The organism is Flavobacteriales bacterium (genome assembly GCA_020435415.1).
Taxonomy (GTDB): Bacteria; Bacteroidota; Bacteroidia; order JACJYZ01; family JACJYZ01; genus JACJYZ01.
In genome coordinates, this window is the sequence record JAGQZQ010000024.1 from 1 (window position 1) to 12686 (window position 12686).

The 12686-nt window shown below is 46.5% G+C and carries 11 protein-coding genes; 3 read left to right on the forward strand and 8 right to left on the reverse strand.

All coding sequences use genetic code 11. The annotated features are described in order from the left end of the window. The 3 genes from KDD36_05875 to KDD36_05885 all read right to left on the reverse strand — a co-directional run. Window positions 1–890, reverse strand: an 890-nt coding sequence (locus tag KDD36_05875; protein MCB0396159.1) for an alanine racemase, incomplete at its 3' end; no start/stop codon positions are given. Continuing rightward, on the reverse strand, window positions 887–1327 hold the full coding sequence (locus tag KDD36_05880; protein MCB0396160.1) for a GNAT family N-acetyltransferase: 441 nt from the start codon (window positions 1325–1327) through the stop codon (window positions 887–889). The genes KDD36_05875 and KDD36_05880, both read right to left, overlap by 4 nt. 5 nt (window positions 1328–1332) lie before the next feature. Next, window positions 1333–2985, reverse strand: a complete 1653-nt coding sequence (locus tag KDD36_05885; GenBank protein MCB0396161.1) for a PorT family protein — start codon at window positions 2983–2985, stop codon at window positions 1333–1335. A gap of 77 nt (window positions 2986–3062) precedes the next feature. Between KDD36_05885 and KDD36_05890 the strand changes: the two genes are divergently transcribed. After that, window positions 3063–3653: a DUF479 domain-containing protein gene (locus tag KDD36_05890; GenBank protein ID MCB0396162.1), complete on the forward strand. Its 591-nt coding sequence runs from the start codon at window positions 3063–3065 to the stop codon at window positions 3651–3653. On the opposite strand, the gene KDD36_05895 is transcribed toward KDD36_05890, so the two are convergent. The 3 genes from KDD36_05895 to KDD36_05905 form a co-directional block, all read right to left on the reverse strand. Beyond that, on the reverse strand, window positions 3641–4051 hold the full coding sequence (locus KDD36_05895; protein ID MCB0396163.1) for a hypothetical protein: 411 nt from the start codon (window positions 4049–4051) through the stop codon (window positions 3641–3643). The genes KDD36_05890 and KDD36_05895 overlap by 13 nt on opposite strands. A 9-nt stretch (window positions 4052–4060) precedes the next feature. Beyond that, entirely contained in the window at window positions 4061–4531 is a 471-nt protein-coding gene (locus KDD36_05900; protein ID MCB0396164.1) for a tetratricopeptide repeat protein, read from the reverse strand. 64 nt (window positions 4532–4595) lie between these two features. Continuing rightward, entirely contained in the window at window positions 4596–5057 is a 462-nt protein-coding gene (locus KDD36_05905) for a hypothetical protein (protein MCB0396165.1), read from the reverse strand. 220 nt (window positions 5058–5277) lie between these two features. On the opposite strand from KDD36_05905, the gene KDD36_05910 reads away from it, so the two are divergent. Then, on the forward strand, window positions 5278–7077 hold the full coding sequence (locus KDD36_05910; GenBank protein MCB0396166.1) for a hypothetical protein: 1800 nt from the start codon (window positions 5278–5280) through the stop codon (window positions 7075–7077). 14 nt (window positions 7078–7091) lie between these two features. On the opposite strand, the gene KDD36_05915 is transcribed toward KDD36_05910, so the two are convergent. Beyond that, window positions 7092–9230: a WG repeat-containing protein gene (locus tag KDD36_05915; protein MCB0396167.1), complete on the reverse strand. Its 2139-nt coding sequence runs from the start codon at window positions 9228–9230 to the stop codon at window positions 7092–7094. A 327-nt stretch (window positions 9231–9557) separates the two neighbouring features. On the opposite strand from KDD36_05915, the gene KDD36_05920 reads away from it, so the two are divergent. Next, entirely contained in the window at window positions 9558–11036 is a 1479-nt protein-coding gene (locus tag KDD36_05920; GenBank protein ID MCB0396168.1) for a transporter substrate-binding domain-containing protein, read from the forward strand. 7 nt (window positions 11037–11043) lie between these two features. On the opposite strand, the gene KDD36_05925 is transcribed toward KDD36_05920, so the two are convergent. Continuing rightward, complete coding sequence (locus KDD36_05925; protein ID MCB0396169.1) at window positions 11044–12648, reverse strand: choice-of-anchor B family protein; 1605 nt, start codon at window positions 12646–12648, stop codon at window positions 11044–11046. Between the last annotated feature and the right edge of the window lie 38 nt (window positions 12649–12686).

The following is a 12686-nucleotide window of genomic DNA, read 5'->3' on the forward strand; positions in this document are numbered from 1 at the left end:
CCTCCACGGAAATCCGTCAGCCAACCGTATTGTGTACGCCCATCCACATTCAGACTATCTTTGGACAGGTGCACACCTCCACCATAGATCAACAGCTCACCTCTTTCGGGAAAAACGCCCACAACCGGACAAGCCATTGCCACAGCAATCTGTTCGGGTTTACATGAACCGATGACTGCTTGCATCACATCAAAAAAGACAAAATTTCCCGGCCGGATCTCATCAACACCCTCAAATGACTCTGTCAGGCAACAGCCCGGGGTATCGCCAACAGACAGTTCAAGTTGATTTCCTGCGACAGGTAGTAATTGGTCCGAAAGATGTTGCATGATGTCCCGGGTCCCGCGGAACACTTCCTGAATACTCTCCTTCTCGCGCATACCATAGGTATGTCCTGCATGTGCAAGCAATCCGACAGGCGTCAATCTACCTGCCCGAACAATGCGCTTCACCACGTCGGAAATCGCGGTTAGATTTCCCGGAGACATCCCTGAACGATGCGTACCCACATCCACCTTTACCCAGACGTTTACAGGGTGATTAAGATGCTTATCAAGAAATGTCACCGCATCCGCAGAATGTACAACAAGGTTGAGGGTTATCCTTTGTGCAAGTACATTGATCTTATCTATTTCAAGAATGTTTACCGGAAAGGCAACTGTTATATCCATCCACCCATGGTCAGCAAAATACAGGGCCATATCCAGGGATGAGACGGTGATTTGACGCACACCTTCCGAACGGAACCATTCTCCGATTTCGGCTGACTGGTGGGTTTTGAAATGAGGCCGAAACCGAACCCTGCCGCTCTCGGCACGTCCCACCATCATCCTGATATTGGCCAATGCCTTTTCCCTGTCAACCAAAAGGGTGGGTTGATTGATTTTCATAAGGCAACGGGTGTAGCAAGCGTCATGACATAATGTTGTATTCCTACCTCATCGAATGGTGCTCCTGTCTTTTGAAATCCGAACTGCGCATACAGAGAACAAACAGAAGTCTGTGCATGCAAATACACCGGCTTGTTCATCGTCAATGCCAGAGCCAGGCTTTCTTTTACCATGGACTTTCCGATGCCCTTACCGCGGACCTCACTTAACACAGCAAACCTTTCCAGTTTCACCTTGCCGTTGACTTCCCTCAGACGGGATGTTGCAACAGGAACATCATTCCAGTATCCCAGAAAATGTGTGGATGAGTGATCCAGGCCATCAAACTCTTCTTCATAAGGACATGCCTGTTCCTGTATAAATACAAGCTCCCTGATACGCATGGCCTCCTGCCAGAGGAGATCATCTGTCATATCAAATGAGCGTATAACCAGCATGGTGGTTAAAACAGATAACTAAGTCCGCATTCTGCCGCCAATGTCATATTCCGGGATGGAGAAAGTGAAGCATCCTTCCATTGCCCCTGGGTATCGGCATCCAGGATTGAATAATCCCAGCGTCCTCCGAGATAGCCGAATATATTTCCGCTGATCTTCAGGTGAACACCTATCCCGGCTGCTGCTGCCAGGTCAATACTTTTGAAAGAACTACTGAATGGAATCCTGTCGCTCTTATTTTTAAAGCTTCGCTGTAACAGAATGTCGTCATAACTCTCTCCGTCAATTAACTCCTCTGCCTTTTTCAGCAGCCCCAACTGGGGGCCAGCAAAAATCTGAAATACAACATCCTTTCTACTGTTGGTATTGGCTGCCAGAAACAGCGGAATCTTGATATACTCCAACCGGAACTCAATTTCTCTGGTGCGGTTCTTTTTCTGCAGACTGTCATAATGCGTAAACAGGAACTTCTGCCCTTGAAATGAGTAGTAAACAGCTGCCTGAGCACTCCACACCGAATCCATGTAATTGGTACCCGACACACCAAAACCATATCCTACCGTCTTCTTATACTCCGTGGTCCCCACATGACTTACCAGGCTATTTGTTTCAGGTAGCCTTTCGGTAAATATGGTCTTGTTGTCATATGACTTTCCATTATACCATGATTGCTGGACAAAGAACCTGGGACTTATCTCCATGCCTTTACAATACATATCCGAGAATCGCTTTGAGAACGTTTTCGCATAACTGATACCGGCAATGTCCCCGTACTTCTTAATGTGAGACATGGTGACATGCTGATGGTAATGGAGGTAATCTCCTATGGGATTTCCTGTTCTGAAATGACCGATAAACTTCCCGGAGTGGGCATCTATGATATAATGAAGAGACTGGGTACGGCGGTAATGCACCAACTGTACCACAGCATACTTCGGATCAGATTTCTTCAGGGCTTTTTCTATGACCGGAAATCCGACAACCTGAACGGGCATGGAATACAGACTGGTGATCTCATCCATATCCGACTCCTTGAAAGCAATGAAATCATTCTTATCTATGAGGAGAATCTTCCCCGCCATCCCTTTAATGGTATCGGCACTTGCATAAGGATCCTGACTTTCCCACGATGCCCCCCGCTCTGCGAGGTAATGCTGGAGCTGTTTCAATGCAAGAATGATCTCTCCTTCCTTGGGTACATCGTCGGGTAAGCGAAGTGTGGCTATCTTTCTTTTATTCTCAGGAAGAAATATTTCCATACTACGCACGGTGAGTGACGTTGGAGCATCTTCCTCCGGCAAATCCGTAATGGTTAACAGCCGTTCTGCAAGCCGAAGTATTACATAGCCGGTATCCCGGTTATCTATCAACGGTTGCACCTGTGCCTCACTTTTAAACTCAATACCACGTACCTTCAGTTTCCAGTATTTATCGACAGCAGACTTCAGGCTGGCATTAACACTTTTCAGGTCAAGCGAATTTTCATCCTGCTTAACCACAACCAGGGTGCGTTTATGAATGAGCTTTGCATCCTTTTTCTTCCCGATGCCATGGGGTCTGACACCCATTGGCTGAGGCATTTTCATCCCGGGTTGTTGGGCAAAACCCAGGCTTGTGAATATCCCGAGCAGGATCCAGGTGCTGATATAATTCTTCATGGTGTGCATTTAATCCAGCGAATTTACGAAAATGCCTATATTGACGATGTGAGACTATTCACCAAAGACAAAATCCGTTGAACCTGCTTGCCCACCTCTATCTCTCCGGAGGCGATACCGGGCTCATGATAGGTAACTTCATTGCCGACCGGGTTAAGGGCAAGGCATATAAAACATATCCTCAAGGAATCAGTCGTGGCATCCTTTTACACCGGAAAATTGATCACTATACGGATAACCACCCGATTGTACAGGGTCTTAGAAAGCAACTTCACCCCGAGCATGGTAAATGTGCAGGGATTATTGTTGATCTGTTCTATGATTATTTTCTGGCCAATACCTGGACCATGCATAGCAATCACGCACTTGGCACCTTTATAGCCAGTGCCTATCAGACCTTAAACCAGAACCGGGAAGTCATGCCTGCACCTTGTCAAGCCATGTTATCCGCCATGATCCGGCATGATTGGTTATCGGAATATGCAACGGTAAAGGGAATCCGGCAATCATTAATGGGAATTGAACGCCGTACATCTTTCCCATGGCCTTTGGCAAGCGCAACGGACCGATTGATGCTACCTGAAACCAGAGAATGGGAAAGCAACTTTTTGGAATTCTTTAAGGAACTACAGATGGAAGTCCGGCTAAGTATTGATCAATCCGGATGATCTCTGTTAACTTCTTCTCTCGTTGGAAAAGGTGAACCTTTATCTCCTGCTTTTCTGGACCAGTACATATACTTTCCTGTGCCCTTGCATGCATATGGAGCCACGGTATCACCAGGATTGATCTCATACCAGGAGAAGCAACGCCAGGTCTTATTGTCTTCCTGAACGCAGCATTGCACATCAATCGGGGCATCACATTTATTTCGAAGAAACACTTTATAGGTATCCTGATATGAATGACACTGGCTACAATCTTCATCGCCCCATTTCACATCATATTGTTCAACACACGCTGTCCAATCCTGATCTACAGTTCTTGAAATATCCGGTTCAGCTTCACCAAACCGGGATATCCAGCAGGCAATAGCGGCAAAAGGTAAAATGTAGATTGCATTCATAATCGGTCGCTATTTACAATGGTTATTTTTTAAAATAATCTTGGCTTCCTTGTTGCCCAATTTTTTTGATTTGTTCCAATCTTCACAGGCGCCATCTGTATCACCATTCTTCTTTTTGGCAAACCCTCTGTTGTTATATGCCTCGTGATCTTCCGGATCCATTTCAAGTACCTTGTCATAGTCATTAATAGCTCCCTTATAATCTTTCAGTTTCATTTTTGCAGCTGCACGATTCAGAATAGCCCATTTATGATTAGGATCAGTCTTCAGCAACTTGTCAAAATCACTTACAGCTTCCTCATACCTTCCCATCAGTAACTGGGCATGGGCCCGTTGTTTCAGGGCATTAAAAAATTGACTGTCTACTTCCAGAGCCTGATTATAAAAATTGATCGATTCCTCATAGGAACCCTTGTCAAACAGTTTATTTCCTTCTTTGAGCAGGTCATTGGCATCCTGTGCCAGGACGGATATAGACATAACCAGGACAAAGCAGGAAACCAAACACCCAGTCGTGAATGCCATTCGACGGATGTACCTCCTGCTACTCAAACGGTTTTGTTCTTTCATATTTGTCATCTTTTACAAGGATAATCATATGTTTAAATGCATCCATAAGGACCTGTGCTTCTTCAGGAGAAAACCCGAATGCAAAATTGACCCTGGAATAAAATCTTCTTTCCTTATCCTTATACAACCTCCGTGTGACACACTCATCCTCCCCTTCCATGCAGTGTATGTTAATGGATTGTTCATCCGGATTATAACTGATCTGTGCCGTATCCATATCAGCCGTGAAAAGAATATCCTCACGGTAATCCACCCCATCCCGAAAATAAGTGATCACCAGTTTTCCGCCGTTCTTCATATCCAGACGGCAATGGTCATTCATCTTGGATTGTATAAAGGCAATGGTCTGATCCATGGTTATCACATCCTGCGCTCTTAAAGAAACCGTTACCAGTAGCAGGGCGCCAAGCAAAGATCCATATCTAAATAGCCTCATGTTCCTAGAAATCAAGTTCATTCTTATTACATTTGTGCGTAGCCCTTATACTGAAACGTACAGAAAAAGTTATCCGTAACAAGCCGTATTAACGGAGAATATTGGATCGCACATTTTTCTTGAAACAAAAACCAAACCAAAGACGAAAACGTAGGTAAAAACAACTATGGCATTGGCTTTGCTGCTTTCAAGGTAGTGAACAAGGATTACAGAATACCACATGCGTCCGAATTACAATTCATATTCCCCTGATACGAGCCCCGACCAAGTTCCCCGGCGATGGCGCCAGGCAATGGTTGCATTGTTCCTGTTTGCGACATCCATACTTTCAGCGCAAAATCAACTTGACGTGGAAGGGACGGTTCGTGTCAAAGGGGGAAATCGCAATGACGTTAAAATAACCGTTTCAAGAGACGGAGGTCCTGCCAAGGTTATTCACTTATCCGGTGGAGGCTTCTTTTCCGAGCCCCTGGATTTCAATCATGTATATATTTTTAGTTTTTCCAAGCCAGGATATGTTTCAAAGAAGATCAGCGTGGACACCAAAGTCCCGGCAGCAAGAATCCAGGACCAATTTGAACCCTTTGATTTTATTATAGAGCTTTTTGAGCAGGTTGAAGGCGTCAACACGATCATCTTTAATCAGCCGGTTGGAAAGATATCCTATTCGTCTGATGTAGATGACTTCGACTACGATACTGATTACACGAAATCCATCCAATCGCAAATTGAAAAGGCGGAACAGGAACTGGAAGAAAAACTGAAGGAACAGGAAGACGCTAAAAAGGAGGCCGAGAAGAAGGCGAAGGCCGAGGAAGCAGCAAGAAAAAAGGCGGAGGAAGAAGCGGCGAAGAAAGCCAAGGAAGAGGCCGAAGCCAAGCGTAAAGCGGAAGAAGAGGCTGCTAAGAAAGCGGCGGAAGAAGCCGAAGCCAAACGTAAGGCGGAGGAAGAGGCTGCCCGGAAAGCAGCTGCAGAGGCCGAGGCTAAACGTCAGGTCGAAGCTCAAAGAGCAGAAGCGGAAGCTAAGAGACAGGCGGAAGCGGAAGCAGCAAGAAAAGCTGCTGCTGCCCAGGCTGAAGCTGAGGCGAAGCGTAAAGCTGAAGAAGCTGCACGACAGGCGGAAGCTAAACGCAAGGCGGAAGCTGAAGCCGCGAAAAAAGCTGCAGATGCCGAAGCTGAAGCTAAACGTAAAGCTGAGGAGGCTGCCAGACAAGCAGAAGCCGAGGCCAAACGCAAGGCGGATGCAGAAGCGGCACGAAAGGCTGAAGCGGAAGCTAAACGTAAAGCCGAAGAGGAGGCCAGGAAAGCAGCGGCGGATGCAGATGCTAAACGCAAGGCTGAAGAAGCTGCGAAAAAGGCGGCAGCGGATGCTGAGGCTAAACGCAAAGCTGAGGAAGACGCCAAGAAAGCAGCGGCGGATGCAGAGGCTAAACGCAAGGCTGAAGAGGCTGCAAAAAAGGCGGCAGCGGATGCTGAGGCTAAACGTAAAGCTGAGGAAGACGCCAGGAAAGCAGCGGCGGATGCGGATGCTAAACGAAAGGCCGAAGAAGCCGCTAAGAAAGCCGCTGCAGACGCTGAAGCTAAACGTAAAGCAGAAGAAGCTGCGGCAGCAGATGCAAGAGCAGGTGAAGCACGAAGAAAGGCTGCAGAAGAAGAAGCACGAAAAAAAGCTGAACAGGAAGAAAACGACAGACGGGTTCGCGAGGCTCAGATCGCCGCCGCTGAACGTCGCAGAAAGGAAGCTGCGGCCAAGCTTGAGCAGCAAAAGCGTTTAACAGAAACACCACCAACGGTTAAGCTGACTTCTAAGACAGAGGTGGAGCTGAACAAAGAATACAAGGAAGGTATTACCGAAGAAGTTATCGAGGAAAGAAACCGGAGAATCCGAAAGATCGTCATTAACCGTGGAGGTGACGTGACCATCTACAAGCACATCACCTACAATTGGGGTGGTGTTTTCTATTTCCGAAATGACGAAAGCATCAGTAAGGACTTGTTTGAGCGGGAAGCAAAACTTTGATTTCTTAACTAGCCTTATTCGCAACCTAACTCTTCCATATCAAATCCTTCCTCTTTCCAGATAATACGATTCTGTAATCTATCCAGATATGCTATTTTCTCATCCCTTACCAGTTCAATCAAAGGCCCTATCGGTGTAGCGTGATCCAGCAAGGGCATAATCATCGTCGTATCTGTTGTCATTAACCCCCACTTACCCTCCTTCCTGAACCACACCCAACCATCGGTAAAATAGCCCGCATCTTCCAGAACACAAGGCACTACTACCTTTCCCAGTGTATCGACAAAACCAATCATTCCGTCCTTCTGTACTTTGGCCAGCCCATCATTAAAGTTCCAAGCCTGCTCATACTCATAAGGAATGATCAACCGGACCTTTCGATTCACATAGCCCCATTTTCCTCTCTTCCGAACTGCAAGCCTGTTTTCACTCATGTTACCAAGATCTTCAAAGTCCGCCGGCACCACGACTTTCCCCAGGGTATCTATCATTCCTCGTTTCTTTCCGATTCTTGTCTTCGCCAGTCCATCCTGAAATGCCCCCCAATTGACCACATCCGCATCCGCCTCACCGCTCAGCGGTATGACCAGCTGCCCATCCCGGTTGGCATATCCCAGTCTTCCTTCCAGTACCACAGGTGCCAGACCACTACTAAATGTACCGATAAGTTCATATTCAGGGTTCAGTATCCATCTTCCGTCGCTGGCAATCACTCCGAATTTCTTTCCTATTCTTATGCGGGCACGACCTCCGGAGAATGATTCGCCCCAATCGAATTGACAAGGTATCTGCATTTTTCCGGTGCGGTCCACATATCCTGTCTTTCCCCCCATCTTCACCCAAGCCATACCTTCGGAAAAATCCCCTGCCGCATCAAATACAAACGGAATGACTGCATGATTCTCTTCATTTATAAAACCAAAGCTTCCATCCATTTCTGCTGTTGCCAGTCCTTCTGAAAAGTCATTGAGCTGGCTATATTTCAATGGAATCATCACCCTTCCGGTGCGGTCCACAAATCCGTAATTCTTCCCATCACCCACCAGGCTCAGGCCATCTTTGAACGCCTCCGCTTCTTCATAAATGAATGGCACAACCATCTGTCCCCTCTTATTCACAAAACCCATCAAACCTTGTCTGCCAGCCAGTGCAACCCCTTCTTCAAATGCCCCCACCCACTCAAACTGACAGGGAATCCTTACGTTTGAGGAGCTATCCATGAACCCCCATTTCCCCTCATGCCGAATGGGATACAATTGAAGCTTTGCCAATACGATGTCCTGTTTAATCTGCTGCCGGTATGGGTAGTCCGGGTATTTTTTTAAAAAGGCCTGGATACTTTCCTGGCGGTAATCAGATACTTCCAACTGATACAGGTTATGCCAGGCCGTTTGAACGTTCGGGTTATCGGGATAAAGTTTAATGAACCGATGGTAGTCTACAGCCCTGCCTTCCCTGGTTTCATGAACAAATAACGCATTGTGGGCCTCATTCACATATGGGCTTTCCGGGTTTTCCTGAATAAACCTGCGATAGCTCTCCAGATCGGATGGTGTTGTTTTTTCCTTGAACAACATCGCATGATACAGTTCTTCCGCCTCAGCATACTGCTGAGCATCCGGATAACACTCAACAAATTCCCTCATAGCCCTGGATGTGCCTTGTCTCCGCGCATGACGATATGCTGTTGCATCCCTCAAGACCATGATCTCATGGGCCTGAGGCGCCCCATCATATACAGACAGGAAATGTTCCAGCGTCTCTACCCGCGGACTGTCAACGGCATGAAAATAAGCCTGTTCATATATGGCTGCTTTCAGAAAGATAATATGGATTGAATCAACGTATGTTTTCATCTTATTCCGCATATCCGATGGCCAGGATATGAACTTCTCCTGTGCTATGCATATGTACTTGAATGCACTGTCAGTTTGATGAAACGGGTTATCTCTCCTGACAAATATGGTTGCCAGGCCAAATGAAGCCGGCACGGGATGTCGCTTGAGCTTTTTATAGAAGATGTGCTTGGCCTTAAAATAGTTGTATTCTCGTAAAGCTTCATATCCGTCATTGATAGAATGAAACTGCGCCAAGGTCACCCCGGGCAAGGCCAAACAACAAATGATCAGAATAGGCAAGACGAGCTTGTGCATGGTATGCAAAAATAACAGGAAATAAAGACCATTCACCGTCCATCCTGTATTTGGTGGCTGAGGCGTGCCAATCGCAGATCATAAGCATTAGGCATACTTAGGTTGAAATATGACTGCAAATCTTTGAGAAACACTATCTTCACACATCGGCTAACTCACAAATAACTGAATACATGAAAGTTACAAAATATCGCCTGTCATGTTTTTTTGTGTAATCTGAGAACCATTCCACAAATTTGACGTACAAGAATAAGCGAAAAAATCTCCTCCAGGGAGATAAGTGCGCCCGGTGACAGGCCGTAAGTAAACGGAAAGGAGCGCAACGGCATGAAAAGAACAACACGATATCTTGTTTTAATCCTGACCATGTGTCTGGCATACAATTGCCAGACAGGTGATCGGAACGGCAGCTATTCAGAAGGTGACTGGATCACATTCGACCTGGATCGGATCAAACAACGCGGCAAATTAATTGCCCTGACTGAAACCAGTTCTACCACCTATTTCCTATACAAAGGCAATCCCATGGGCTTTGAATACGAGTTGCTCAGACAGTTTGCCAAACACCTGGGCGTAGAACTGGAGATTAAGGTTATAAAAGATTGGGATAAGATTTTTGTAGACCTGATGGAAGGCCGGGCTGACATTATTGCTTCCAACCTTACCGTCACCAATGAACGAAAGAAAATCGTGAACTTCACAGAGCACCATATGCTTACCCGGCAGGTGTTGGTGCAGCGCAAACCCGTGAACTGGTCACGCATGAAACGGCAGGATTGGGAGGCCGCCCTCGTCCGAAACCCTCTTGACATCGCCGGACAGCATATCCATGTAAAGCGAAATACTAGTTTTTACTCAAGACTTCAGAGTTTATCGGAGGAGATCGGAGGTAAGATCAACATCGAGGAAGTACAAGGTGATGTGACCTCGGAGATGCTAATCCGACAAGTCGCCAACGGAGAGATCACCATGACCGTATCCGATGAGAATGTGGCCATGATTAATAGTACCTACTTTCCGAATCTGGATGTTGCCACGCCCATTTCGTTTCCTCAGAAAATTGCCTGGGCCGTTAGAAAAGAGTCACCTATGCTATTACAGGAATTGAACCGATGGCTTCACCAGGAAAAACGGACCCCTCATTATTACGCGTTGTACAAGAAATATTTTCTCAATCCGAAACAATCGGAGGAACGAATGAGCAGTGAGTATTCTTCTTTATCAGGCGGAAAAATAAGCGCCTACGATGAATACCTGAAAACTTACAGTAAAAAGATCGACTGGGACTGGCGTCTGCTTGCTGCACAGGTATACCAGGAGTCGCATTTTAATCCGGATGCTCAATCCTGGGCTGGTGCCTATGGTTTGATGCAACTGATGCCCGCCACAGCCAAGCGACTCGGATTTGATACGATCACATCACCATCCCAAAGCATTGATGCAGCGGTTCGATTCATTGAAAGACTGGACAGTTACTGGGCAAAAACGGTAGATGATAAATCAGAGCGGATCAAGTTTATCCTGGCATCCTACAATGTGGGACTGGGACATGTCATTGACGCCAGGAATCTGGCACGTAAATACCGGAAAGATCCTGAGAAGTGGGAAGAGAATGTGGATTATTTCTTACGAATGAAATCCACACCAAAGTATTATCATGATCCAGTCGTTAAGCACGGTTATTGCCGGGGAGAAGAACCCTACCAATACGTCAGACAAATTCTGAAAAGATATCAGCACTACCGAAATATCATTTCTGACGAACCGGTGCCATCCAAATCCTCTACTCTTATGACCGCTAAATGATCTGTCATCAGTCTCCTATCACACATCGGGCATGCATCACCCCATCTTCTGAAACCATCGTAATGATATACATTCCAGGGATCAATGGTTTGACACCTGTATACAAATCAATTCTCCATTCGCCTGCCCCCGCCTTTCCAAATGACAAACCTGATCGTTTGCCATCAGCAGACGTCAGATATACATGTTGTAAAACATTCTGAGGGTGTATGTTTACATTCACCCACGTCCCTGCAGGCTGAGGAAACAAGCACATTGCAGACGGTAGTTGGGCGAGCCGGCTTGTCCCGGACGTTAGAGAATCCACCAGTTCAATGGTCACAAAAAGGCTGTCATCTTCCTGTGGATACAACTTTCCATAAGCCTTTGACACATATCCCGGCGCACTGGCATTTAACCAATAACCCTCAATCGGCGAAGGCATAACTCCAATCGCAAACGACCCATCCCATGAACTATTTGCCTTCGCCGTTGTAGTATCCAGTCGTATGATAGCGTTGGGAACCGGAAGCCCCGTGATTGAATCCAACACTTGTCCGTAAATCCGGGCACCCTTTTGTCCATTGAAACGCCAGATATACAATCCGTCTTCCCTGTTCCCTCCCAGTATCAAACCCGAAGGCAGAAAAGGATAGGCAGACCATAAGCCATGGAATCCGCCGCTTAACCCCGGGTAAGTATCATAATATCCGACTTCTGCCGGACACAGGGGATCAGTGATATCGACCACCCTCAAACCCTCGGTATTGTGAGAGAAAAATGAAAAAGATCCCTTTATGTAGGGATTGTGTACCAGACTTGCCTCGTTGCCTGAGTATGAAGCTACCTGCTCGGGGTTAAAAGGATCAGAAATGTCCCATATATGCGCACGGGCTCCATCAATCTCATCCGTTACAACAAGATAGTGACCATCCTCCGTGGTCCATGAACTGTGCGTGAAGGCACCGGGATATACCAATTGAGAAACCATCACAGGGTTTGACCTGTCGGAAATATCTACGATGTCTAATGTTCCGTTATAAATTGCTGCAGCATACATCCAATCTCCACGCACATGACAATCATGTATGTAGTACGGCGCATACAATCCCACCTGCACAGGGTTTTCCGGATTTTGAACATCCAGAATATGCACCCCTCCTGTACTGTCTGTTCCAGATACATAAATAAAGGCGCTGTTGTTGCTAACATCTCTTGAAAGAATGTGTGCGGAAGAAAAGGTGGCCTTGTATGTTGAGGCAAGCCTTGCGCTATCCGGCAAATCTGAAAGATCGAGTATCTGCAGACCAGCCAATGAATCCCTGCCTTCCGACACGATGTATCCGTAATCACCTGCAACAACCATTTCACGCCAGTTGGAGGCTGATCCCTGAATAAAGCTTATCTGGCGGATATTTGCAGAATCCGAGATGGCAATGACAGAAGTTCCGTAATATGTGCCGAGGAGGGCATACTCATTACCTACGGAGTCAACATACCCCCAGCAGCCTGCATAATGTATGGGTTCAGGATCTATATGCCCATAAAGCGTGACATTCTTTGCATCCTGTGCCAACGAATTCAAGTGAACGCAAAACGTCAATGTCAGTATATAGACAAGGTATTTTCCCATCAACTAAAGGTCAGGAAATATTCAATGAGTACCAACCT

What these genes read in the sequence shown, in the direction of transcription:
- KDD36_05880 (MCB0396160.1), bottom strand. Translation starts at nt 1,327, where the DNA reads ATGCTGGTTATACGCTCATTTGATATGACAGATGATCTCCTCTGGCAG.
- KDD36_05885 (MCB0396161.1), bottom strand. Translation starts at nt 2,985, where the DNA reads ATGAAGAATTATATCAGCACCTGGATCCTGCTCGGGATATTCACAAGC.
- KDD36_05895 (MCB0396163.1), bottom strand. Translation starts at nt 4,051, where the DNA reads ATGAATGCAATCTACATTTTACCTTTTGCCGCTATTGCCTGCTGGATA.
- KDD36_05900 (MCB0396164.1), bottom strand. Translation starts at nt 4,531, where the DNA reads ATGTCTATATCCGTCCTGGCACAGGATGCCAATGACCTGCTCAAAGAA.
- KDD36_05905 (MCB0396165.1), bottom strand. Translation starts at nt 5,057, where the DNA reads ATGAGGCTATTTAGATATGGATCTTTGCTTGGCGCCCTGCTACTGGTA.
- KDD36_05910 (MCB0396166.1), top strand. Translation starts at nt 5,278, where the DNA reads ATGCGTCCGAATTACAATTCATATTCCCCTGATACGAGCCCCGACCAA.
- KDD36_05915 (MCB0396167.1), bottom strand. Translation starts at nt 9,230, where the DNA reads ATGCACAAGCTCGTCTTGCCTATTCTGATCATTTGTTGTTTGGCCTTG.
- KDD36_05920 (MCB0396168.1), top strand. Translation starts at nt 9,558, where the DNA reads ATGAAAAGAACAACACGATATCTTGTTTTAATCCTGACCATGTGTCTG.
- KDD36_05925 (MCB0396169.1), bottom strand. Translation starts at nt 12,648, where the DNA reads ATGGGAAAATACCTTGTCTATATACTGACATTGACGTTTTGCGTTCAC.